Source organism: Pseudomonas sp. TE21394, from assembly GCF_054057835.1.
On sequence record NZ_JBSRZR010000001.1, the window covers coordinates 1957943 to 1977847 of the forward strand.

21 protein-coding genes are annotated in these 19905 nt (G+C 63.2%); 10 read left to right on the top strand and 11 right to left on the bottom strand.

Going from position 1 to position 19905, the window contains the following annotated elements:
- Nucleotides 1-53 precede the first annotated feature (53 nt).
- The 4 genes from pstB to ACVWZT_RS09085 all read left to right on the top strand — a co-directional run bounded on the left by pstB (nt 54) and on the right by ACVWZT_RS09085 (nt 3843).
- The gene (gene pstB / locus ACVWZT_RS09070) at nt 54-887 is read left to right on the top strand and encodes a phosphate ABC transporter ATP-binding protein PstB (RefSeq protein ID WP_084855420.1); all 834 of its coding nucleotides are present in this window, start codon (nt 54-56) and stop codon (nt 885-887) included.
- Nucleotides 888-950: 63 nt separating this feature from the next.
- Entirely contained in the window at nt 951-1721 is a 771-nt protein-coding gene (gene phoU / locus ACVWZT_RS09075; protein ID WP_225779785.1) for a phosphate signaling complex protein PhoU, read from the top strand.
- A 164-nt stretch (nt 1722-1885) separates the two neighbouring features.
- A complete protein-coding gene (locus ACVWZT_RS09080) occupies nt 1886-2782 on the top strand; it encodes a response regulator (protein ID WP_457469024.1) in 897 nt (298 codons plus the stop codon).
- A gap of 164 nt (nt 2783-2946) precedes the next feature.
- Entirely contained in the window at nt 2947-3843 is an 897-nt protein-coding gene (locus ACVWZT_RS09085) for a M23 family metallopeptidase (protein ID WP_457469026.1), read from the top strand.
- Between the two features lie 33 nt (nt 3844-3876).
- On the opposite strand, the gene ACVWZT_RS09090 is transcribed toward ACVWZT_RS09085, so the two are convergent.
- From ACVWZT_RS09090 to phoB, 3 genes are all read right to left on the bottom strand, one after another.
- The gene (locus ACVWZT_RS09090; RefSeq protein ID WP_296234983.1) at nt 3877-5217 is read right to left on the bottom strand and encodes a hemolysin family protein; all 1341 of its coding nucleotides are present in this window, start codon (nt 5215-5217) and stop codon (nt 3877-3879) included.
- Between the two features lie 173 nt (nt 5218-5390).
- Complete coding sequence (gene phoR / locus ACVWZT_RS09095) at nt 5391-6698, bottom strand: phosphate regulon sensor histidine kinase PhoR (RefSeq protein WP_457469027.1); 1308 nt, start codon at nt 6696-6698, stop codon at nt 5391-5393.
- Nucleotides 6699-6746: 48 nt separating this feature from the next.
- A complete protein-coding gene (phoB, locus tag ACVWZT_RS09100) occupies nt 6747-7436 on the bottom strand; it encodes a phosphate regulon transcriptional regulator PhoB (RefSeq protein ID WP_003253341.1) in 690 nt (229 codons plus the stop codon).
- 171 nt (nt 7437-7607) lie between these two features.
- Between phoB and ACVWZT_RS09105 the strand changes: the two genes are divergently transcribed.
- Entirely contained in the window at nt 7608-7979 is a 372-nt protein-coding gene (locus tag ACVWZT_RS09105; protein WP_457469029.1) for a COG4315 family predicted lipoprotein, read from the top strand.
- Nucleotides 7980-8012: 33 nt separating this feature from the next.
- Here ACVWZT_RS09105 and ubiA read toward each other — a convergent pair whose 3' ends face one another.
- Nucleotides 8013-8903, bottom strand: coding sequence for a 4-hydroxybenzoate octaprenyltransferase (gene ubiA / locus ACVWZT_RS09110; protein ID WP_296234986.1), 891 nt, complete (start codon nt 8901-8903; stop codon nt 8013-8015).
- On the bottom strand, nt 8903-9460 hold the full coding sequence (locus ACVWZT_RS09115; RefSeq protein WP_296234987.1) for a chorismate--pyruvate lyase family protein: 558 nt from the start codon (nt 9458-9460) through the stop codon (nt 8903-8905). The genes ubiA and ACVWZT_RS09115 overlap by 1 nt, the downstream gene beginning before the upstream one ends.
- 226 nt (nt 9461-9686) lie before the next feature.
- Between ACVWZT_RS09115 and ACVWZT_RS09120 the strand changes: the two genes are divergently transcribed.
- The 4 genes from ACVWZT_RS09120 to ACVWZT_RS09135 all read left to right on the top strand — a co-directional run bounded on the left by ACVWZT_RS09120 (nt 9687) and on the right by ACVWZT_RS09135 (nt 12064).
- Nucleotides 9687-9854, top strand: coding sequence for a rubredoxin (locus ACVWZT_RS09120; RefSeq protein ID WP_003253349.1), 168 nt, complete (start codon nt 9687-9689; stop codon nt 9852-9854).
- A 16-nt stretch (nt 9855-9870) separates the two neighbouring features.
- On the top strand, nt 9871-11019 hold the full coding sequence (locus ACVWZT_RS09125) for an NAD(P)/FAD-dependent oxidoreductase (RefSeq protein ID WP_457469032.1): 1149 nt from the start codon (nt 9871-9873) through the stop codon (nt 11017-11019).
- 187 nt (nt 11020-11206) lie between these two features.
- Nucleotides 11207-11506, top strand: coding sequence for an HU family DNA-binding protein (locus ACVWZT_RS09130; protein WP_054894882.1), 300 nt, complete (start codon nt 11207-11209; stop codon nt 11504-11506).
- 147 nt (nt 11507-11653) lie between these two features.
- Nucleotides 11654-12064 (top strand): SCP2 sterol-binding domain-containing protein, encoded by a 411-nt coding sequence (locus ACVWZT_RS09135; RefSeq protein WP_457469034.1) that lies wholly within the window; start codon nt 11654-11656, stop codon nt 12062-12064.
- Here ACVWZT_RS09135 and ACVWZT_RS09140 read toward each other — a convergent pair.
- From ACVWZT_RS09140 to exbB, 6 genes are all read right to left on the bottom strand, one after another.
- Nucleotides 12061-13464, bottom strand: coding sequence for an HDOD domain-containing protein (locus tag ACVWZT_RS09140; RefSeq protein WP_457469035.1), 1404 nt, complete (start codon nt 13462-13464; stop codon nt 12061-12063). The two genes, ACVWZT_RS09135 and ACVWZT_RS09140, sit on opposite strands and share 4 nt — an antisense overlap.
- 78 nt (nt 13465-13542) lie before the next feature.
- Nucleotides 13543-15621: an ATP-dependent DNA helicase RecG gene (gene recG, locus ACVWZT_RS09145; RefSeq protein WP_296234991.1), complete on the bottom strand. Its 2079-nt coding sequence runs from the start codon at nt 15619-15621 to the stop codon at nt 13543-13545.
- Nucleotides 15622-15624: 3 nt separating this feature from the next.
- Nucleotides 15625-16551 (bottom strand): hydrogen peroxide-inducible genes activator, encoded by a 927-nt coding sequence (locus ACVWZT_RS09150; RefSeq protein WP_296234992.1) that lies wholly within the window; start codon nt 16549-16551, stop codon nt 15625-15627.
- Nucleotides 16552-16645: 94 nt separating this feature from the next.
- Complete coding sequence (locus ACVWZT_RS09155) at nt 16646-17383, bottom strand: energy transducer TonB (RefSeq protein WP_296234993.1); 738 nt, start codon at nt 17381-17383, stop codon at nt 16646-16648.
- A complete protein-coding gene (exbD, locus tag ACVWZT_RS09160) occupies nt 17380-17808 on the bottom strand; it encodes a TonB system transport protein ExbD (protein ID WP_225779771.1) in 429 nt (142 codons plus the stop codon). The genes ACVWZT_RS09155 and exbD overlap by 4 nt, the downstream gene beginning before the upstream one ends.
- 3 nt (nt 17809-17811) lie before the next feature.
- The gene (gene exbB, locus ACVWZT_RS09165) at nt 17812-18774 is read right to left on the bottom strand and encodes a tonB-system energizer ExbB (protein ID WP_296234995.1); all 963 of its coding nucleotides are present in this window, start codon (nt 18772-18774) and stop codon (nt 17812-17814) included.
- Between the two features lie 190 nt (nt 18775-18964).
- On the opposite strand from exbB, the gene ACVWZT_RS09170 reads away from it, so the two are divergent.
- On the top strand, nt 18965-19822 hold the full coding sequence (locus tag ACVWZT_RS09170; protein WP_457469038.1) for an SDR family oxidoreductase: 858 nt from the start codon (nt 18965-18967) through the stop codon (nt 19820-19822).
- The last annotated feature ends 83 nt before the right edge of the window (nt 19823-19905 follow it).

Sequence of the window (19905 nt, forward strand, 5' to 3'; positions counted from 1 at the left end):
GCGCCGAAGTGGCGCGGCCCTTTGAAACGAATTGTTAGCGTATGGAGTTGACCATGCAGCAAGAATCCCACGCCCACGGCATCGACATGTCTGCCCTGGGTCGCGACAAGCAAAGCCTGCGCCTGGCCGAAGAAACCGTGGCCATCGAAGTACCGGGCTTGAGCCTGTTCTATGGCGACAAGCAAGCACTGTTCGACGTGCAGATGAACATTCCCAAGCAGCGCGTGACCGCTTTCATCGGCCCGTCCGGCTGCGGCAAGTCGACCCTGCTGCGCACTTTCAACCGCATGAACGACCTGGTTGACGGCTGCCGCGTGGAAGGCGCCATCAACCTGTACGGCCACAACATCTACCGCAAGGGCGAAGACGTGGCCGAGCTGCGCCGCCGTGTCGGCATGGTGTTCCAGAAGCCCAACCCGTTCCCCAAGACCATCTACGAGAACGTGGTCTACGGCCTGCGTATCCAGGGCATCAACAAGAAGCGCGTGCTCGACGAAGCGGTCGAGTGGGCGCTCAAGGGCGCGGCCCTGTGGGACGAGGTCAAGGACCGCCTGCACGACTCGGCCCTGGGCCTGTCGGGCGGCCAGCAGCAGCGTCTGGTCATCGCCCGTACCATCGCCGTGGAGCCGGAAGTGCTGTTGCTCGACGAACCGTGCTCGGCGCTGGATCCGATCTCGACCCTGAAAGTCGAGGAACTGATCTACGAATTGAAATCCAAGTACACCATCGTCATCGTGACCCACAACATGCAACAGGCGGCGCGGGTGTCCGACTACACCGCGTTCATGTACATGGGCAAGCTGGTCGAGTTCGGCGATACCGACACCCTGTTCACCAACCCGGCGAAGAAGCAGACCGAAGACTACATCACCGGTCGCTACGGCTAGCAGCCCTGCGGCACAGGAACCAGACGATTACTGGAAGCTTTGAGCTTCTTCGCGGAGCGAATGATGATCAACAAAGAAAGCCTTACCCATCACATTTCCCAGCAGTTCAACGCCGAGCTCGAAGAGGTGCGCAGCCACCTGCTGGCCATGGGCGGGCTGGTCGAGAAACAGGTCAACGACGCGGTCACCGCGCTGATCGAGGCCGACTCCGGCCTGGCCCAGCAAGTGCGCGAAGTCGACGAGCAGATCAACCAGATGGAGCGCAACATCGACGAGGAGTGCCTGCGCATCCTGGCCCGTCGTCAGCCGGCAGCGTCCGACCTGCGCCTGATCATCAGCATCTCCAAGTCGGTGATCGACCTGGAGCGTATTGGTGACGAGTCGACCAAGATCGCCCGCCGCGCCATCCAGCTATGCGAGGAAGGCGAGTCACCGCGCGGCTACGTCGAGGTGCGCCACATCGGCGACCAGGTGCGTAACATGGTCCGCGACGCGCTGGACGCCTTTGCCCGTTTCGACGCCGACCTGGCGCTGTCGGTGGCCCAGTACGACAAGACCATCGACCGCGAATACAAGACCGCCCTGCGCGAGCTGGTGACCTACATGATGGAAGACCCGCGCTCGATCTCGCGGGTGCTCAGTGTGATCTGGGTGTTGCGTTCGCTGGAGCGGATCGGCGACCACGCGCGCAACATCTCCGAGCTGGTGATCTACCTGGTGCGCGGCACCGATGTACGCCACATGGGCCTCAAGCGCATGACCGCGGAAGTGCAGGGCACCGCGCTCGAAGATGGCGAAAAAGCTAATGTTCCGGCTGAACCTGACGATAAGTAAGGTTGCTCCCGAGCATCGACGCCCGGCCTTGGCCGGGCGTTTTCGTTTGCGGTCGAGGAGCCGGCAGGCACCCGCGAACGATATGAAGAAGTCCCGGCGTGACCAGGTTGTAGCGAATGGCCATTATTCGGCGGTAGGCTAGCCGGGATTCAGAAGGAGTATCGATGAGTAAAGTGAATGTGCTGGTTGTGGATGACGCCCCGTTCATCCGCGACCTGGTCCGCAAATGCCTGCGCAACGCCTTCCCGGGCATGACCATCGACGATGCCGTCAACGGTCGCAAGGCAATGGCGATGCTGGGCAAGGAAGCGTTCGACCTGGTCCTGTGCGACTGGGAGATGCCGGAAATGTCCGGCCTGGAACTGCTCACCTGGTGCCGTCAGCAGCCTGAGCTGAAAAACCTGCAGTTCATCATGGTGACCAGCCGTGGCGACAAGGAAAACGTCATCCAGGCGATCCAGGCCGGCGTGTCCGATTTCGTCGGCAAGCCGTTCACCAACGAGCAATTGCTGACCAAGGTGAAAAAGGCCCTGACCAAGATCGGCAAGCTCGATGGCCTGATGTCCAGCGGCCCGGCGCGCATCAACTCGGCGTTCGCCAACGATTCGCTGAGTGCCTTGACTGGCGGCAAACCGGAAGTGGCGAAAGTCACCGCATCGGCAGCGGCACCGGCACCTGCCAGGCCATCGGTCAGTGCCCCTGCCGCCGCTGCGCCAGTGCCGACCGGCCGTGGCCAGGGCCAGTTACGCCTGGCCAGTGGCATGCAGGCCTGCGTGATCAAGGCGTTGAGCCTGAAAGAGGCCTTGCTGGTGGTTCGCCGTGGCGAAACGCTGCCGCAGGTGCTGGAAGGCGCCGTGCTGAACCTGGAGCAGGGTGAGAACGCCGAAGTCGCGCGTCTGAACGGTTACCTGCATGCCGTGGTGGCACTGGAGCCCAAGCCCGACAGTGACTGGCTGCAATTGACGTTCAAGTTCGTCGACCAGGATGCGCAGAAGCTCGACTATCTGTCGCGCCTGATTGCTCGTGGAACTGCCCAAAAGCACTTTACCCCCGGCGCCTGACGCCAGTTCCAGGCCGCCCTCTCTGTAGGTGCGGCCTTGGGTCGCGCGAGAGCTGCAAGGCCGCTCCTGTAAAAGGACCCCTGGGCCATCCGACCAACTGCCATACCCGCCGTAAAACCGGCTGCTAGTCTTCGACAGACCATAACTGTCAAAAAGCCACCATCATGCCCGCCCGCCTGCTGCTGTTCTGTGCAATGCTCATGGCTTCGGTGTCGAGCCAAGGCATGACGATCTACACGATCACCGATGATGGCCGTGTAACTTCCTATACCGACCGGCCTGGTCCTGGTGCCAGACCCTTGGTACAGCGCGAGCCCATGGTCGAGATGCACGAAGGCCAGGTGCAGCTGAATGCGATAACCTTCGACGGTGGCGTCAGCTTCTCGGCCCGCAACCAGCTGCATGTGCCGGTAGAAGTGGAGTTGCGGCTGGACAACCTGGTGAACGCGCAAGGCGGTAATGCGCCGCGTATCGTGCGCCGGGTGTTGCCGCCGCATACCACGCAGATGCTCAGCGTGCTCAGGGGGCGGCCCGGGATGTTGCTGAATTACCGCTCGACCTTGCTGCAGGCCATGGGCGAGCCGGGCAAGCGGCCGAAGAGCTTTCGCTATGCCTTCCCTTGGGTCGGCGGACCGTTCCGTGTGACCCAGGGCCCCAATGGCCGAGTCAGCCATTTCGGGCCGAAAGGGCGCTATGCCATGGACATCGCCATGCCCGAAGGCACCCCCATCATTGCCGCGCGGGAAGGTGTAGTGGTGAAGACGGAAAACCGCCAGAACGGGCGCGGGCCGAACCCGTCGGGCAATTTCGTGCGGATTCTGCACCCGGACGGCACCATGGGTGTGTACCTGCATCTGATGCGTGGCTCGGTGATCGTGGCGGAGGGGCAGCGGGTGCGACAGGGGCAGATGCTGGCCAAGTCCGGCAATACTGGCAACAGTACCGGGCCGCACCTGCACTTCGTGGTGCAGCGCAATGTGGGGCTGGCGCTTGAATCGATACCCTATCAGTTCGACAGGCCGATCAACGGGTTACCCGACTTCACTGCGGGCAACCCTTGAGACTGCCGGGCCTGCTTCGCAGGCCCATGGGCACTAATCCAGCTTGAGCACCTTGGCCAGCACGATCTTCGGCCCTTTCATCTTCTTGATGATGATGCGCAGCCCTTCGACCTCCAGCACTTCCTCTTCTTCAGGCACGCGCTTGAGCGTCTCATACACCAGCCCGGCCAGGGTCTCAGCCTCGATGTGGTCAAGGTCGACACCCAGCAGGCGCTCGACCTTGAACAGCGGCGTGTCGCCGCGAACCAGCAGCTTGCCCGGCTGGTAGGCGAGAATGCCGCGCTCGGCCTTGCGGTGCTCGTCCTGGATGTCGCCGACCAGCACTTCCAGCACGTCTTCCATGGTCAGGTAACCAATCACCTTGCCATCGGCCTCTTCCACCAGCACGAAATGCGCGCCGCCCTTGCGGAACTGCTCCAGCAACTGCGCCAGCGGCATGTGCCGCGACACACGCTCCAGTGGCCTGGCGAGGTCGTCCAGGTCGATGGTTTCGGGCAGGTGCTCCAGTTCTGCCAGCTCCAGCAGCAAGTCCTTGATGTGCAGCAGGCCGGTGAATTCCTCGCGCTCGGCGTCGTACACCGGGTAGCGGCTGAACTTGTGGCGACGCACCAGCGCCAGTATCTGCTTCAGCGGCGCATGGGCATCGATGCTGACCATGTCCTCGCGCGAGTTGGCCCAGTCGACCACCTCCAGCTCGCCCATTTCCACAGCCGAGGCCAGCACGCGCATGCCCTGGTCGCTGGGGTCCTGGCCACGGCTGGAGTGCAGGATCAGCTTCAGTTCTTCACGGCTGTAGTGGTGCTCGTGATGCGGGCCGGGTTCACCCTGGCCGGCGATGCGCAGGATGGTGTTGGCGCTGGCATTGAGCAGGTAGATGGCCGGGTACATTGCCCAGTAGAACAGGTACAGCGGCACGGCGGTCCACAGTGACAGCAGCTCGGGCTTGCGGATTGCCCAGGACTTGGGCGCCAGTTCGCCGACCACGATGTGCAGGTACGAGATGACGAAGAACGCGACGAAGAACGAGATGGCCTTGACCAGCTCGGGCGTGTCGACGCCCAGGTAGGCCAGCAAAGGTTCCAGCAAGTGGGCGAAGGCGGGCTCGCCGACCCAACCCAGGCCAAGGGATGCGAGGGTAATGCCGAGCTGGCAGGCCGACAGGTAGGCGTCAAGCTGGTTGTGTACCTTGCGCAGGATGTTGCCGCGCCAGCCATGCAGCTCGGCGATGGACTCGACGCGGGTGGCCCGCAGCTTGACCATGGCGAATTCGGCGGCAACGAAGAAACCGTTGAGCAGCACCAGCAGCAGGGCAAAGATGATCATGCCGAAGTCGGCGAATAACGAGGTGAGGCTGAAACCAGGGGAAGGGTCCATGATGGAGTTTTTACGGGTTCCGTCTTTGGGATAGAGAGAAAAAAAGTGCCAGCTCTGGCTGGCACAGGGGGTCCAATGTAGCGGCTGGGGCGGCAAAAGCAAAGGGTGGTGGTCTTATCAGGGCCGCTGCAGGAACGGGCGTGCCCGCCAAGGGCTGCGCTGCAGCGGCGATATCAGCCCTTCGGGTTAGCCAATTGTGCTGGTGCAAAATGACAGGTAAAGGTGCTGCCGTGCCCCGGCACGCTGCTGATCTCCAGCCGGCCGCGGTGGCGCATCAACACATGCTTGACGATCGCCAGCCCCAGCCCGGTGCCGCCGGTATTCGATGCGCGGCTGGAGTCGACCCGGTAGAAGCGTTCGGTCAGGCGCGGCAGGTGCTTGGCATCGATCCCTACCCCAGTGTCCTGCACCGACAGGTGCGCGCCCTGGGCGTCGGCCCACCAGCGAATACGGATGCTGCCCTCGTCCTGGGTATACTTCACCGCGTTGAATACCAGGTTGGAGAAGGCACTGCGCAGCTCCGATTCGCTGCCCTTGAGCTTCACCCCGGGTGCGGCTTCAAGGCTAATCCGCTGGTTGCGCGGCCCGGACAGGGCCTGGGCGTCATTCTTGATCGCCGCGAGCAAGGCATCGACCGCCACCGGCTGGTTGTCTGACGGGTAGTCGGTGGCCTCCAGCTTGGCCAGTAGCAGCAGGTCGTTGAGCAGGGTCTGCATGCGTGACCCCTGCTGGCTCATCTGCTGCAGGGCACGGTTCCAGCGCGGGTTCACGTCTTCGACGTTGTCGAGCAGGGTTTCCAGGTAACCGGTGATTACCGTCAGCGGTGTGCGCAGCTCGTGGGACACGTTGGCGACGAAGTCCTTGCGCATCTGTTCCAGCTGGTGGATGCGGGTGACGTCACGCACCAGCATCAGGTGTTCGTTGTTGCCATAGCGCGTGATGTGCAGCTGCAAGCGCATGCGGTCGTTGATTGGCGACGGGATTTCCAGCGGTTCTAGGTAGTTCTCCGCCTCGAAGTATTCCTTGAAGCGCGGGTGGCGCACCAGGTTGGTGACCTGCTGGCCACCGTCCTGTGGGGTCTTGAAGCCCAGCAAGGTTTCGGCGGCGCGGTTCCACCATTCCAGGTTGCCGTCGCTGTCGAGCATGATCACCGCGTCACGCAGCGCGGCGGTGGACTCCTGTACCCGGTCGATCACCGCCTGCAGGCGGCCGCGCACGCGCTGGTCGCGGCGTTGCAGGTGATAGATGCTGTCGAACACCTCGCCCCACAGACCGTAGCCATCGGGCGGTGCTTCATCGGGTTGGTGGTTGCGCAGCCAGTCGTGCAGGCGTAACAGTTGCTTGAGGGTCCAACCCAGGTAGAGCGCCAGGCCGATGGCCAGGCTCCAGCCATAGTAGCCGCTGACCAGCCCGCCGATCAGGCAGACGGTAATCAGCAGCAGCAGGTGGCGAATCAGGGTGGCGTGCCAGTTCTGGTTCAATTGACGGTCCTTGTACAACTACATGCAGCTTGGCGCTTTTGAACTCGATCAGCTCTTGGTCGAGAAGCGGTAGCCGGTGCCCCGGACGGTTTGTACCAGATTTTCGTAGGCCTCACCCAACGCCTTGCGCAGGCGGCGGATGTGTACGTCGACGGTGCGCTCTTCGACATAGACGTTGCCACCCCACACCTGGTCCAGCAACTGGCCACGGGTGTAGGCGCGCTCCTGGTGGGTCATGAAAAACTGCAGCAGGCGGTATTCGGTGGGGCCCATCTCGGCCGGCTTGCCGTCGATGGTCACGCGATGGCTGATCGGGTCCAGCAGCAGGCCGCCGACCTCGATCGGTGCCTCGCTGTCGCTGGGGCCGGTGCGGCGCAGCACGGCTTTCAGGCGGGCAACCAGTTCACGTGGCGAGAACGGTTTGGTGATGTAGTCGTCGGCGCCCACCTCCAGGCCCTGGATCTTGTTGTCCTCTTCACCCTTGGCGGTGAGCATGATGATCGGAATGTCGCCGGTCAGCTCGTCGCGCTTGAGGCGGCGGGCCAACTCGATGCCGGAGGTGCCTGGCAGCATCCAGTCGAGCAGGATCAGGTCCGGTTTGCGGTCGACGATGATCGCATGGGCCTGTTGGGAGTTTTCTGCTTCCAGGCAGTCATAGCCGGCCATTTCCAGGGCAACGGCGATCATCTCGCGAATAGGCGCTTCGTCGTCGACGATCAGTATGTTCCTGCCAACCATGCTCAAAACCTCTCCTGGATACGATGTCTTGGCCCGCATTAGATAACGGAATTATTGCAGCTGTGTGACAGGCCGTTGGCCATTCTGGCGACATTCCATGACTGAACTAGGCTTGAAAGAGCCGCTTTTGCGGCATTCCGAACCCAATCCCCCGAAACAATGGTGAATCCAATGACACGACAAACGCTGAGCTGGATGGCCCTTTTCACTGCGCTGGCGCTACCGGGGGTGGCCTGTGCCGAGCATGCGATGGAGAAGGATGGCATGTTGGTCGACCATGCCGGCATGACCCTGTACACCTTCGACAAGGATGCGGGCGGCAAGTCGATGTGCAATGGCGAATGTGCCAAGAACTGGCCGCCCTTGATGGTCAAGGCCAATGACGAACCGGCCAAGGGCAAGTGGAGCGTGGTGATGCGCGATGACGGCGCCAAGCAGTGGGCCTATGACGGCAAGCCGCTGTACACCTTCATCAAGGACAAGAAGGCCGGGGATATGACCGGTGACGGCATGAAGGACGTCTGGCACGTCGCCAAGCCCTGAAATTGTCGGGGCTGCACAGCAGCCCCACATTCCTCAGCGCAACGCGTAATCCAGCACCACTGCGATAAACACCAGCATCCCCGCCCAGTGGTTGTGCAGGAACGCCTTGAAGCATGACTCCCGGTCCAGCTTGCGGGTCGACCAGTACTCCCAGGCAAAGCACGCCGCCGCGCCCAGCAGGCCCAGATGGAACCAGCCGCCCAGTTCGAAACGGTTACCCGCCAGCAACAGGCAGCCCAGCGAAAGCAGCTGCAAGGTCAGGATGATTGTGCGGTCGGCGTCGCCGAACAGTATCGCGGTCGATTTCACGCCAATCTTCAAATCGTCATCCCGGTCGACCATGGCGTAGTAGGTGTCGTAACCTACCGTCCACAGCAGATTGGCGATGTACAACAGCCAGGCACTGGCTGGCAGTTCACCACCTGCTGCGGTAAAGGCCATGGGAATGCCCCAGGAATAGGCCGCCCCGAGCACCACCTGCGGGTAGTAGGTGTAGCGCTTCATGAATGGGTAGCAGAACGCCAGCGCCACCGCGCCGAACGATAGCCACACCGTGCGGCTGTTGGTACACAGCACCAGCAGGAAGCTGACTCCGACCAGGATAGCGAACAGCGCCAGCGCCTCGCGCGGACGGACCCGGCCACTGGCCAGGGGACGGTCGGCGGTGCGTTTGACGTGGCCGTCCACCTTGCGGTCGGCAAAGTCGTTGATGCAGCAGCCTGCGGCGCGCATCAGCACCACACCGAGGCCGAAAATCAGCACGTTGGCCAGGGTTGGCGAACCGTTCCCGGCAATCCAGACCGCCGACAAGGTTGGCCACAGCAGCAGGTAGATCCCGATCGGCCGGTCCATGCGGCTGAGCTGGACAAAGTCCCAGGCCCGCGGATGCAGGCGATTGAGCGACTTGAGCAGGTGCAGGTACATCAGCGGTTTTCCTCCTTGGCCGCTTGCCACAGGGCTGGCAGGAACACTTCCGCCACCAGCAGCTCCAGGCCGCCACGTTCGAAGCGTGAGCGGCGGCCCCACAGCGCGGCATGGGCGGCTTCGCCTGGTAGCCAGGCCTGCGGATAACTGCACACCTCAATGGGATGGCGGATGAATGCCTGGTCGCAGAACAGCAGCTCGCCCAGCGAACGACTGCCCAGGGTTTCCAGGTCCAGCCCGCCACGCTCCAGGGCGCTGCGGCTGGCGACGCTGCGGGCGAACACCCAAGGTTGCTCATGGCCACGCAGGTACACCTCGCGCACCCAGCCTTCTGCCCCTGCGGCGATGCCCAGGGCCTCGCATTCGTCATCGCGCAGCGGTTGCCAGCCCTCGAACAGCGGCGTGACAGTGAAGTGATCGTCGGACAGGCGGGTCAGGCGGCGGGTGAGGGAGCCCTCGTCGAACAGCCAATCCAGGGTGGGCTGGTCGATGCCGGTCGCCAGCTGTGAATACGGCAGCCACGCGACAGCGGCTGCTTGCGGGGATTCGTACGACACGTCGGTCTGCTTGTTACAACCAGAGAGGCGGCGAGCTTAGCATGATTGCCCCGACTGCTTGCATACTGCTGGCGGGGCCGATACAAAGCCACCACGAATTGCGCTGGTTCTTCGCCGGTGAACCCGTCCCCACAGGCTACGCGGTCGCTCTAGGAGCGGCTTCAGCCACGAAGAGGCGCTCAGCAGCCAACACCAAGCTCCAGCCCGAACCGAGGAAAGAGACCTGATGAAAAAGTGGCAATGTATTGTCTGCGGCCTGATCTACGACGAGGCCGAAGGCTGGCCCGACGACGGCATCGCCCCTGGCACCCGCTGGGAAGATGTACCGGAAGACTGGCTTTGTCCCGACTGTGGTGTCGGCAAGAGCGACTTTGAAATGATCTCCATCGGCTAATCAAGGAAAGCACGACATGACGTCCCCTGTAGTAATCATCGGTACCGGCCTGGCGGGCTACAACCTGGCCCGTGAGTTTCGCAAGCTCGATACACAGACCCCGTTGCTGCTGATCACTGCCGATGACGGTCGCTCCTACTCCAAGCCCATGCTCTCCACCGGCTTCGCCAAGCAGAAGGATGCGGATGGCTTGTGCATGGCCGAACCGGGTGCCATGGCCGAACAACTGAATGCCGAAATCCGTACCCATACCCGTATCAGCGGCATCGACCCTGGCCACAAGCGGCTGTGGATCGGTGAGGAGGCGGTGGAATACCGCGACCTGGTGCTGGCTGTGGGTGCGCAGACGGTACAGGTACCGATCGAGGGTGATGGCGGCGAACAGGTGTTCCCGATCAATGACCTGGAAGACTACGCGCGTTTTCGCGCCGCAGCCTCTGGCAAGCAGCGAGTGCTGATCCTCGGTGCCGGCCTGATTGGCTGTGAATTTGCCAACGACCTGAGCCTGGGCGGCTTCCAGGTCGATGTGGTGGCGCCGTGCGAGCAAGTCATGCCGACCTTGCTGCACCCGGCAGCGGCCGCAGCCGTGCAGGCCGGGCTGGAAGGCTTGGGTGTCCGCTTCCACCTGGGCCCGGTGCTGGCTCGTCTGGAAAAGGTCGGCCAGGGCCTGGAAGCCCACCTGTCTGATGGCTGCGTGATCGCCTGCGACCTGGTGGTCTCGGCCATCGGCCTGCGCCCGCGCACCGACCTGGCTGCCGCCGCCGGCCTGCGAACCAACCGCGGCATCAGCGTGGACCGCCAGTTGCGCACCTCCCACGCCAATATCTTCGCCCTTGGCGATTGTGCCGAGGTCGATGGCATCAACCTGCTGTATGTCATGCCACTGATGAGCTGTGCCCGGGCGCTGGCGCAAACCCTGGCCGGTAAGCCAACAACGGTCGCCTACGGGCCGATGCCGGTCACGGTAAAAACCCCGGCCTGCCCACTCGTAGTCTCGCCGCCACCCCAGGGCCACGAAGGCACCTGGCAGCTCGAGGGGCAGGGCAGCGACCTCAAAGTGCTCTGCTTCGATGCCGACGGCAAGCTGCTGGGCTATGCCCTGACCGGATCAGCAGTCATGGACAAGCTGGCGTTGAATCGCCAGTTACCGGCTGTAATGGCGTAAATAGCTGGCGTTCTGTCGGATTTATCCTGTTGTTGCCTGCACAATGGCCGCCCAGATACTGGCGCGGCCCCCGTGCACGTGCCATCCTCAGTCCCGTCTGCCGCAGATTAGAGCCTGCGGTGCCTTGAGCGCTGCTCCCAGAGGCAGCACGGCATAACAACAAGAATTCCGTCAAAGAGGCTTCACTATGCGCAAACCAGAACTCGCCGCCGTCATCGCCGAAAAGGCCGATCTGACCAAGGAAAAGGCCAATCAGGTGTTGAATGCGATTCTCGACAGCATCACCGGTGCCTTGGACAAGGACACCGTGACCCTGGTCGGCTTCGGCACCTTCGAAAAACGTCATCGTGGCGCGCGTACCGGCAAGAACCCGCAAACCGGCCAACCGGTCAAGATCAAGGCCAGCAATACCGTTGCCTTCAAGCCAGGCAAGAACCTGCGGGACAGCGTCAACGTGCCTGCCAAACCAGCCAAGAAAGGCAAATGATCGTGCGCTGACTTTTCAGTCCCAGCCAGACGGGCGCCGCAAGGCGCCCGTTATGCATTCTGCAGGCAAAATGTTTCGTACCTGCATAAAAAGCTCTGAAAAAGGATAGAATGCGCGCTTTAGTCACGTTTAAATCGAGGCGCGTTGATGAAGTTCCGCTTTCTTCTCTGGGCCATGGGATGGTTGATGACCAGGGCCAGCCGTAACAACCCGGCATTCCAGCAGCAGCTCAAGGGCAAGGACCTGGTGTTCCAGATACAGACCCTGGATGGCAAGGTCGCCCGGCACTTCATCGTCAACAACGAGCGCATCAGCAGCAAGGGCGGTGCCCACCCGCAGCCGGCCTTCGCCATTGCCTTCAAGGACGCCGCCTACGGTTTTGCCACGATGCAGGCGCGTAACAAGCAGCTGGCATTCATGCAGGGGATTCAGGACAAGCACATCCAGATCAAGGGCAACCCGGCGTTGGTGATGTGGTTCCAGGGGTTGATGAAGTACCTGAAGCCGAAGAAGCAGGGCCGAAACAATGGGGACCGCAAAGCGGCCCCAGGCTCTTAATGCGGTGCTTGGAACTGCGAAGCCAGTTCACGCAACAGGTTCTCGGCCTCGAGCACCTTGTTCACGACTTCCTCGGCCTTGTCGCGGGTAATCCCCAGGCGCTCCAGCAGTTCCTCGGGTATTTCCTCCTGCGGCCCCGTGCCAATTCCCCGCGCGCGCAGCAGGCGGGTGGTCAGGCATACCAGGTTGGGGAACGCCGAATATTCGCCGTCATAGGCCGGGTCGTGCTGGAAACGCAGCGCGGCTGACAGCTCCTCCGGCATGTCCCACAGTTTCATCAGCCAGGCACCGATCTGTTCGCGGCTGATACCCAGCAGGTGCTGTTCCACATAGGTGTGGCACAGGTGCGGGTTGACCTCCAGGTGCCGGCAGATCAGCGAAAAGTGCGGTGGAAACACATGCGCCAGCAGCAGGTAGCCAAAATTGTGCAGCAGCCCGGCCAGGTAGGTCAGGCCAGCCTCTGGGCGCTCAGTGCGCGGCATGGCACGGGTCAGGCCATCGATGACCGCAGCGGTGTAGATTGACTGCTGCCAGTACGGCGTGGCCTGTTGCGGGTGGTCTTTCGGCAGGCTCAGGGTCTTGCCCAGCGCCAGGCCCAGGGCCAGGTTGATCACCAGGTCGAAGCCCAGTACGCGCACGATGGCATCTTCCACCGAGCGAATCTTGTGCGTCGAGCCGTAGTAGGGCGATGCCGCCCAGCTGACCACCTGCGCCGCCAGCGCCGGGTCGGTTTCGACCACGCCGGTGATGTCGTCAATGCTGGCGTTGGGGTCTACCCGCAGTTTGATGATCTTTTGCGCGGTGTCGGCCAGAGGCGGGATCTCGATGGTTTCCTCCAGGCGCTTCTGAATGCGTCTGGCGGTGAAAGCCTGCACTGCCTGGCTGATTTCCCGGGTGTCGTCATGCGGGCGGTCGAGATTGGGGCTGATGTCCTCGACCTTGAGGCCGAAGCTGCTGGCGCTGGCCTTTACCAGCATGCGCTTGAAGTACGCGCGCTCGATTTCCAGCAACAGCCCGGTTTCGCCGGACTGGATATACACGCGTTCGGCGTCGAGCAGGCTCTTTTCATACTGGCACGGCGAACTGGTCAAGGCCGGAATGCCCGGCAGGGCCTTGAGGTTGTGCTTGTCGAGCATCTGCTTCAGGCGCGCCACCGACACCGCAGTAAGCTGGCGCCCGGTCAGCTCAGCCAGGCGGTTGAGGTCCAGCAGCTGGCTCTGCGGGAACAGCACCAGCAGGGCACCGATCTCGTCGTCGAGCAGCACGGCCTGTACCCTTGACGCCGCCGGCAGTTGCGGGTGCTCCACGACCTCGCTGTAGGCCACGCCGAGCTTGTCGAGCAGCAGCCTGATGACCGAGGGTGCATGTGGGGTTGCGGTATCCAGGGCGACTTCAGTCATGGTCCGTATCCACTGATTCCGTTAAACGCGAAGTATAACCAGCCTTGGGAAAAATCTGGATCCATTATGGAACCGTCGTCACACTTGGCCATATTGCTGGCCGTGGCGCAGCCAGCGGTCCAGCAGTGGGCTGACATGGTCCGGCCAGCGTGCAAGCAGGGCCTGGGCCGCGTCACGCACTGCCGGCAACAGATCGGCATCGCGCATCAGGTCGGCGACCTTGAACTGTAACAGGCCGGTCTGGCGGGTACCGAGCATCTCGCCCGGACCGCGTAGCTCCAAGTCCTTCTCGGCGATGATGAAGCCGTCGTTGGTTTCCCGCATGATGCCCAGGCGCTCGCGACCGATCTGCGACAGCGGCGGGTGGTACAGCAGCACGCAATGGCTGACGGCGCTGCCCCGGCCAACCCGGCCACGCAGCTGGTGCAACTGGGCCAGGCCCAGGCGCTCGGGGTTCTCGATGATCATCAGGCTGGCGTTGGGCACGTCCACGCCGACCTCGATGACAGTGGTTGCAACCAGCAACTGCAGGTTGCCGGCCTTGAACTCGGCCATGACCTCGGCCTTTTCCGCCGGTTTCATGCGCCCATGGATCAGCCCCACGCGCAGCTCGCCCAGGGCGCTGCCCAGCTCCTCGTAGGTGCTTTCGGCAGCCTGGCAGGTCAATTCTTCGGATTCTTCGATCAGCGTGCACACCCAATAGGCCTGGCGCCCTTCGGCGCAGGCGGCGCGTACCCGTTCGACCACTTCGAAGCGGCGGCTGTCGGCCACCAGTACGGTATTCACCGGGGTACGCCCGGGCGGCAGTTCGTCGAGCACCGAAGTGTCCAGGTCGGCATAGGCACTCATGGCCAGGGTCCGCGGAATCGGTGTGGCGGTCATGATCAACTGGTGCGGACATAGCTCGCCAGCTACGCCCTTCTTGCGCAGGGCCAGGCGTTGCTGCACGCCAAACCGGTGCTGCTCGTCGATGATCGCCAGGGCCAGGTGCTTGAATTTCACCTCTTCCTGGAACAGCGCGTGGGTGCCCACCACCATCGGTGCACCGTTGGCGATCTGCTCCAGGGCGGCGGCCCGGGCCTTGCCCTTGAGCTTGCCGGCCAGCCAGGCCACTTCGATGCCCAGCGGCTCGAGCCAGCGCTTGAAGGTCAGGTAGTGCTGTTCGGCGAGAATCTCAGTGGGTGCCATCAGCGCCACCTGGTAACCGGCTTCCAGCGCCTGCAGCGCGGCGAGGGCGGCGACCACGGTCTTGCCGGCACCGACATCACCCTGAACCAGGCGCATCATTGGCTCGTGCTGGCTGAGATCATAGGCAATTTCGTTGGCCACCCGCTGCTGCGCGCCGGTTGGCTGAAAGCCAAGGTTGGCCAGGTATTGCGCCTGCAGGCGCTGGGCCTTGGGCAATACCGGCGCGCGCAGGCTGCGCAGGCTTTCACGCAGGCGTTGCTGCGACAGCTGGTGGGTCAGCAGCTCTTCGAAAGCCAGGCGGTGCTGGGCCCAGTGCTGGCCTTCGGCAAGCTCGTCAAGATCAGCATCGGCCGGCGGGTTGTGCAGGTAGCGGATAGCATCGTCCAGCGGTGCCAGCTGGTAGTCGCGGGCCAGCTCTTCGGGCAGCCAGTCAGGCAGGCTGCGTGGGCCGAGCATGGCCAGGCTCTGTTGGCACAGCAGACGCAGGCGTTGCTGGGTAAGGCCTTCAGTGGACGGGTAGATCGGCGTCAGGGTCTGCTCCACCGGGGGGGGCGGCTCATCGCCGTTCAACGCGCGGTATTCCGGGTGGTAGATTTCCAGGCCCGAGGCACCGGGGCGGGCTTCGCCGTAACAACGCAGGTGGGTGCCGCGCTTGAGGCCTTCCTTCTGCGCGTTACTGAAATGATAGAAGCGCAGGCTCAGCACACCGCTGCCGTCGCCCAGGCGCACCACCAGGCTGCGGCGTTTGCCCATGGTCACGTCAGCGCCGCTGACCACGCCCTCGATCACTGCGTCCTGGCCGGGGCGGAGCTGGCCGATCGGCACCACGCGGGTGCGGTCCTGATAACGCAGGGGTAGGTGAAACAGCACGTCCTGGAGGTTTTCCAGGCCGACCTTGGCGAGTTTCTCGGCCATGGCCTCGCCAACCCCCTTGAGTACCGTGACCGGGACCTTCGACAGCTCACTCATGACTCAGGCCGGTTGTTCCACAGGGGCTTTGGCGACCGAGCAGAGGCGGATCGAGTCGGCGAGGATCTCGATGGCCTTCGGCCGCGGGAAGCTGGCGCGCCAGGCAATGGCCACGGTACGGAATGGCGCCGGTGCGGTCAGCGGGCGGACCTCGATGACACCGGGGGCGTAATGGTGGCTGTGCACTGCCGACAGGGGCAGGATCGACACGCCAAGGCCTGAGGCCACCATGTGGCGGATGGTTTCCAGCGAGCTGGACTCGACCGTGGTGTGCCTGGCCCCTTCGCCGCCCTTGTTCAGGGTCGGGCAGGCTTCCAGCACCTGGTCGCGGAAGCAGTGGCCTTCACCGAGCAGCAGCAGGCTCTTGTCGTTGAGCATGGCGGTGTCGATGGTCTTTTTCGCTGTCCACGGGTGATCGGCCGGCATCAGGGCGCAGAATGGCTCATCGTACAGCGGCAGGGTCAGCACGTCGGCTTCGTTGAACGGCAGGGCGATGATCACTGCGTCCAGCTCGCCGTTGCGCAGCTTTTCGCGCAGGACGTGGGTGAAGTTCTCTTCGATGTACAGCGGCATCTGCGGCGCTACCCGGTGCAGCTGCGGAATCAGGTGTGGGAACAGGTACGGGCCGACGGTGTAGATGGCGCCGACCTTGAGCGGGGCAGTCAGCTGGTTCTTGCCGGCCTGGGCGAGTTCGCGAATACCCTGGGCCTGTTCCAGCACCTTCTGCGCCTGGGCGACGATGCTTTCGCCGACCGGGGTCAGGCGTACCGCGCTCTTGCTGCGCTCGAAGATCAGCACGCCAAGCTCGTCCTCGAGCTTTTTCACCCCGACCGAAAGGGTCGGCTGGCTCACATGACAGCGTTCGGCTGCATGGCCGAAATGCTGTTCCTGGGCGAGTGTGACGATGTAGCGTAATTCTGTGAGGGTCATAACGTGCGTCCATGAAGTTGCGAGCCCAGCATAGCGGCTGCAATCGATAGACGCACGTTATCAGACTTGCCGATTTGTGACAGAAACAAAAGCCTCAGCGGCGGTCCAGCGAGTAGACGAACGGCGCCACGACTTCGATCGTGCCGTTGTTCAGCAACTCGGGTGGCGGCTTGGGTACCGTGCCGGCGCGACGGATCATCTCCAGGGTCGCCCGGTCCAGGGCGGCACTGCCTGAGCCACCGACCATGGAATACGACAGCACCTTGCCTTCGGCGTCGACCACGAAGCGCAGGCGGTTGATGCCTTGCAAGCCGCGACGGCGTGCGTCTTCCGGGTAACGCTTGTACTTGCCCAGGTGGCGCAGCAGGTCGCTCTGCCAGGTTGGCAGGGCTTTGCTGTTGGACGCAATGCTCGGTGCCGGCGCCGCGGACTTTTGCGGCGGCGTGTTGCTGGGCGGTGCGTCCACCGTCTGTTCGGTCGGCGGGGCTTCCTTCGGCGGCTCAGGCTTTTTCTCGGGCTTGGGCGGCTGCGGTTGCGGCTTGGCCTTCGGCTTGGGCGGCTTGGGGATGGCGATCTTCGGTTTGGGGGCCTCAGCGAGCTTCGGCAGCGGAGGCTCTTCGACCGGTGCCGGCGGCTGCGGCGCTGCTTTCGGGGGTGGTGGTGGCGCAGGCTCCGGCAACGGCGCCAGTTCGACCATCATGGCTGCCGGGGGCAGCTCGATGGCCTGGGGCACCGACCAGTTGAGCGTCAGCAGCACGGCGACCACGTGCACACCCAGCACGATCGCCAGGCTGCCACCGTAGCGCGCCATGTTCGAGCGCGTCTTCGTCATTTCTTGGCTGCCGTCTCTAGACCTACCAGACCGACTTTCAAATAGCCGGCCGCACGCATGCTGTTCATCACTTCCATCAGGTCACCATAATCCACGCCTTTGTCGGCCTGGAAGAAGATGGTGGTTTCCTTATCGCCCTTGGTCTTGGCGTCGAGCATCGGGCCAAGCTGGTCGGGGGCAGGGACCTGATCGTCACCGACGTAGAGCTTCTGGTCGGCCTTGACGCTGACGAACACCGGCTTTTCCGGCCGCGGCGCCGGTTTGGCAGTCGAGGCCGGCAGGTCGACCTTGATGTCGACCGTGGCGAGCGGGGCTGCGACCATGAAAATGATCAGCAGCACCAGCATCACGTCGATGAAGGGCGTAACGTTGATTTCGTGGTTTTCGACGAGGTCGTCGCCACCTTCGTTGAGATGCAGGCCCATGGCTTACCCCACTTTCACCATGTGCGGGGCGGCGCGCTCGCTGCCCTGGTGGTCCAGGTCACGGCTGACCAGCAGCAGCACCTGGGCGGAGGCGTCGGACACCTGGGCCTTGTAGCCGGCGATGGAGCGGGCGAAGACGTTGTAGATGACTACGGCCGGGATTGCCGCGACCAGACCCAGGGCGGTGGCCAGCAGGGCTTCGGCAATACCGGGGGCGACTACCGCCAGGTTGGTGGTCTGGGTCTTGGCGATGCCGATGAAGCTGTTCATGATGCCCCATACGGTACCGAACAGGCCGACGAATGGCGCGGTGGAACCGATGGTGGCGAGCACCCCGGTGCCGCTGCTCATGGTGCGACCGCTGGCGTGTACCAGGCGCTCCAGGCGGAAGCTGACACGCTCCTTGATGCCTTCCTTTTCCCGGGCATTGGCCGACAGGCGCATCTCTTCCAGCGCGTCCTGGACCAGGGTATGAGCCAAGGTGCCTTCCTTGTTGGAATGGTCACTGGCCTCTTTCAGGCTGGCGGATTTTTTCAGCAGGGCGATTTCACCACGCAGGCGCCGCTTGGCGCCCAGCAGCTCGAAGCCTTTGGCAATCCAGATGGTCCAGGTGATGATGGAGGCGATGGCCAGGCCGATCATGACCGCCTTCACCACCACATCGGCGTTCTTGTACATGCCCCATGGGGACAGGTCGTGGGCCATGCCCAGCGAGGTGTCTTCAACCAGGGCCTCGACGCTCGGGTCTGCCGCGCTCGAGGCTTGAGCCGGAGTGGCGGTAGGGGTGTCGGTCGTCGGCGTTGCGGCTGGAGCAGCGGGTGCGCTGGCGGCAGCAGGCGCGGCGGGGCTGGCGGTTGGCTCATCGGCCATGGCCACCGGGGCCAGCACCAGGCTGAGCGTCAGCGCGGCGATGGCGCGCCAGGCGCGCGACGGGGTTGGCGAAGCGGAAGGTTGAATACGTGTCATGCTGGCCGGACCTGATGAAGAAAAAAGTGAGCGTTCTCCAAGGCCTCGAGGTAGGCCGAGAACAATTTTGCCGCCATTATTGCAAGTAATTCTTGTTAACAAAAGTAATCTTGTTGCTTTTTTCGCCTATGGTCTAGTCGCCCGTCGGGTAGCGTGGCCAGGTTGATCAGTTGGTCTAGGGAGTTCAAAGATGTCAGACCTTTCCGTGATGGTTGTTGGTTGTGGTGATGTAGGCGGGCGTCTTGCCCGGCAGATGCTGGCGCGCGGCTGGCAGGTCAGCGGCCTGCGTCGCTCGGTCGGGCAACTGCCGGCGGGTGTTGTACCGGTGGCTGCAGACTTGGCCGAGCCATCCATTCCGCACGCCTGGCCGCAGCGCGCGCCGGACTACCTGGTGTATTGCGTAGCGGCCAGCCAGCACGACGAGGCCGGTTACCAGGCAGCCTATGTCGAGGGGCTGCGCCATGTACTGGCCTGGCTGGCCGAACGCGGCCAGCGCCCACGGCGCCTGTTGTTCGTCTCCAGCAGCAGCGTTTATGCGCAAAAGGGCGGGGAATGGATTGACGAGCATGCAGCCACCGAGCCTGAAGGTTATTCCGGGCAGGTGATGCTGGAAGCTGAGCGGCTTGCCTTGGCCAGCGGCATTCCGGCGACTGTGGTGCGTTTGACCGGTATTTACGGCCCCGGCCGGGAATGGTTGCTCAGCCAGGTGCGCCAAGGTTACCGCGTGGCCGCAGAGCCGCCGCTTTATGGCAACCGCATTCATGCCGAGGATGCCGCCAGCCTGCTGGCTTTTCTGCTGCAGGCCGATGCCGATGGCAGGGCGCTGGACGACTGTTACATCGGGGTCGACGACGACCCCGCGCCGCTGGCCGATGTGGTGGCCTGGCTGCGTGATTACATGGGGGTTACCGCGTGGTCCGATCAACAGCGGGTGCGGCGTACCGGTAGCAAGCGCTGCAGTAATGCGCGGGTGCGGGCGCTGGGCTGGGCGCCGGTGTATCCGAGTTACAAGGAGGGCTACGCAGCTATCCTGGCGGGAACAAACTAGTCCTCAGGCGCGAGCGGTACCTGTAGGAACGGCGTTGTGTCGCGATGGGGCGCGACACAAGGCTACACCGACAAGCCCGCTAA

Coding starts and splice junctions, on each gene's coding strand:
- pstB (WP_084855420.1), top strand. CDS start 54: ATGCAGCAAGAATCCCACGCCCACGGCATCGACATGTCTGCCCTGGGT.
- phoU (WP_225779785.1), top strand. CDS start 951: ATGATCAACAAAGAAAGCCTTACCCATCACATTTCCCAGCAGTTCAAC.
- ACVWZT_RS09080 (WP_457469024.1), top strand. CDS start 1,886: ATGAGTAAAGTGAATGTGCTGGTTGTGGATGACGCCCCGTTCATCCGC.
- ACVWZT_RS09085 (WP_457469026.1), top strand. CDS start 2,947: ATGCCCGCCCGCCTGCTGCTGTTCTGTGCAATGCTCATGGCTTCGGTG.
- ACVWZT_RS09090 (WP_296234983.1), bottom strand. CDS start 5,217: ATGGACCCTTCCCCTGGTTTCAGCCTCACCTCGTTATTCGCCGACTTC.
- phoB (WP_003253341.1), bottom strand. CDS start 7,436: ATGGTTGGCAGGAACATACTGATCGTCGACGACGAAGCGCCTATTCGC.
- ACVWZT_RS09105 (WP_457469029.1), top strand. CDS start 7,608: ATGACACGACAAACGCTGAGCTGGATGGCCCTTTTCACTGCGCTGGCG.
- ubiA (WP_296234986.1), bottom strand. CDS start 8,903: ATGTACCTGCACCTGCTCAAGTCGCTCAATCGCCTGCATCCGCGGGCC.
- ACVWZT_RS09120 (WP_003253349.1), top strand. CDS start 9,687: ATGAAAAAGTGGCAATGTATTGTCTGCGGCCTGATCTACGACGAGGCC.
- ACVWZT_RS09125 (WP_457469032.1), top strand. CDS start 9,871: ATGACGTCCCCTGTAGTAATCATCGGTACCGGCCTGGCGGGCTACAAC.
- ACVWZT_RS09130 (WP_054894882.1), top strand. CDS start 11,207: ATGCGCAAACCAGAACTCGCCGCCGTCATCGCCGAAAAGGCCGATCTG.
- ACVWZT_RS09135 (WP_457469034.1), top strand. CDS start 11,654: ATGAAGTTCCGCTTTCTTCTCTGGGCCATGGGATGGTTGATGACCAGG.
- ACVWZT_RS09140 (WP_457469035.1), bottom strand. CDS start 13,464: ATGACTGAAGTCGCCCTGGATACCGCAACCCCACATGCACCCTCGGTC.
- recG (WP_296234991.1), bottom strand. CDS start 15,621: ATGAGTGAGCTGTCGAAGGTCCCGGTCACGGTACTCAAGGGGGTTGGC.
- ACVWZT_RS09150 (WP_296234992.1), bottom strand. CDS start 16,551: ATGACCCTCACAGAATTACGCTACATCGTCACACTCGCCCAGGAACAG.
- ACVWZT_RS09155 (WP_296234993.1), bottom strand. CDS start 17,383: ATGACGAAGACGCGCTCGAACATGGCGCGCTACGGTGGCAGCCTGGCG.
- exbD (WP_225779771.1), bottom strand. CDS start 17,808: ATGGGCCTGCATCTCAACGAAGGTGGCGACGACCTCGTCGAAAACCAC.
- exbB (WP_296234995.1), bottom strand. CDS start 18,774: ATGACACGTATTCAACCTTCCGCTTCGCCAACCCCGTCGCGCGCCTGG.
- ACVWZT_RS09170 (WP_457469038.1), top strand. CDS start 18,965: ATGTCAGACCTTTCCGTGATGGTTGTTGGTTGTGGTGATGTAGGCGGG.